Annotated in this window: 1 protein-coding gene; it reads right to left on the bottom strand. The window is 54.6% G+C overall.

What is annotated here, in order from left to right; translation table 11 throughout:
• Position 1: 1 nt before the first annotated feature.
• Positions 2 to 991, bottom strand: coding sequence for a CheR family methyltransferase (locus PDO_RS14330; RefSeq protein WP_160167042.1), 990 nt, complete (start codon positions 989 to 991; stop codon positions 2 to 4).
• Between the last annotated feature and the right edge of the window lie 720 nt (positions 992 to 1,711).

Genomic DNA, 1,711 nt, shown 5'->3' with positions numbered 1-1,711 from the left:
GTCATTTCAAACGCTCGAATACACAAGAATAGCGCCAGGAACTGTTAGGTACCTTGTCGTCCCACGGCTCACGACCCCATCGTATCCACGGCCAACCTATTTTAGAGGTGTCGGCATTCCAGATATTTTCCTGTGAAATGCGCGCCGGAGCAAATTCGGATCCCATCATAATCCGCGTCTTGAGATCGAGATCGATGCCATCCACGACAAGATAGCCGCCAGGCAATACGAGCTTCATGACGTTTAACAAGCACGCTTCGGCGACAACGTCTTCCATTGGTCCGATAACATTGTTCGCCAGCACAATGTCTTGTTGCGGCAGCGCCGCCAGCAGGTTGGGATCGGTTGCATCTCCCGTCAACCACGTGGTCCCCTCCTTGAGCCAATACTGAACCGACAGTGTCCCGTCGCCGTTTAGTTCGAGGATATCTCCCAACGCACCAATGTCTGAGGACATCACCTCCGGTCGCCCCTCAAGAAAGAGAGCATTGGCCGCTGCAGATTGATTTGGCCGGTAGATCCCAACTTCGGCTGCACGAACGACAGCAGCAGATAGATCGACCCCCACACCAGTGATGACCAATTCGGGGTGATCTCGCCTGAGGATGTAAAGCAGGGAGTAAAGCTCGGCACCTGTGCTGCAACCGATGGAAGCAATTTTTACATCACTTCCCGTCCGGCTTTTGACTAAAACAGAAAGCGCATTCAAGAGTGGCGGATTACGCATGAACCAGGTGTAGTGGCTCTGAACTCGGACTGTGTCCCGGGTAAAATGCCGATAGATAAATCTCCCCGACTGCCTCATCAGATCCGTTCGCAGAATTGCCTCTGGTAGTAATTCCCAAATGCGACGAAAAATCTTTCGGGGTGTCCGTCGGACGATCTGGGGAATGTCAGCAGCTTGATATTGCATTTTGGCTCTCCATCTGACCGATCGCTCGCGCCCGGTGCAAGGCCCCGGCAGCACAAAGCGATAAAACTCGATTTTCAAGGAAGAGCTCGCGTCAAACTCATCACGCGCACGCCCAAGCGTTCCGCGAAGTGAGCAGGTGTTTTGGATTGGCACGAGCCGTCGCATGGTCGCCGCATGGGCGAAACAAGTTTCGAGCGAGCGGATGGGTCAGCTTATTGGGGGGCGCTGTAAAACAGGGAGGATAGTGGCAGACAGCCTGCGCCAACTGCAATCGATTGGTGCAGATGTTGCGGTCGGGGAGCCGACGGTGGGTGGGCACGGGAGCGTGGCGAGAAACGGACAAGCTGCAAAGCAGCACTTGCTGCTGCTCTTGGATTCTTGGCCATGATCCAGGTCGCTGCTGCAATCACCAGACAAGGTTGCTTGGCCTACCGTTGCGAGAGGCGCGGCCTGTTTATCAAGACCTAAGGCAAACGTTGAAGCGTGATTTGCCTCCATCACAAACGCGACGGCAAACACCAGCGCAACAATGAGAGCGCTTCGCAGCAGGTCACGCAGGTTCTGAAGCGGTAGTCTGTCCATCCAGTTTTTTTAAGTGGTGCCTAGGATTGCGACAATGGAGTCTATTGGTCATGCTGCATTGACCTTTTTGATTAGACGGCCCTATCGCGTCGATGTCGTTTCGTCGACCGCGCCAGTCGGATGTAGGTCATAGACAATGCCGTGGTTCCGCAGGTGTTGCCATCCCTCCCGGGGATCGCGGTGTTACGCTGGGACATCAATATTCGCGAATCCGGG

It is taken from the genome of Rhizobium sp. PDO1-076, assembly GCF_000247475.1.
Taxonomy (GTDB): domain Bacteria; phylum Pseudomonadota; class Alphaproteobacteria; order Rhizobiales; family Rhizobiaceae; genus Allorhizobium.
The sequence above is the reverse complement of the archived record's forward strand: the minus strand, read 5'-3'. Positions and strand labels throughout refer to the sequence as shown.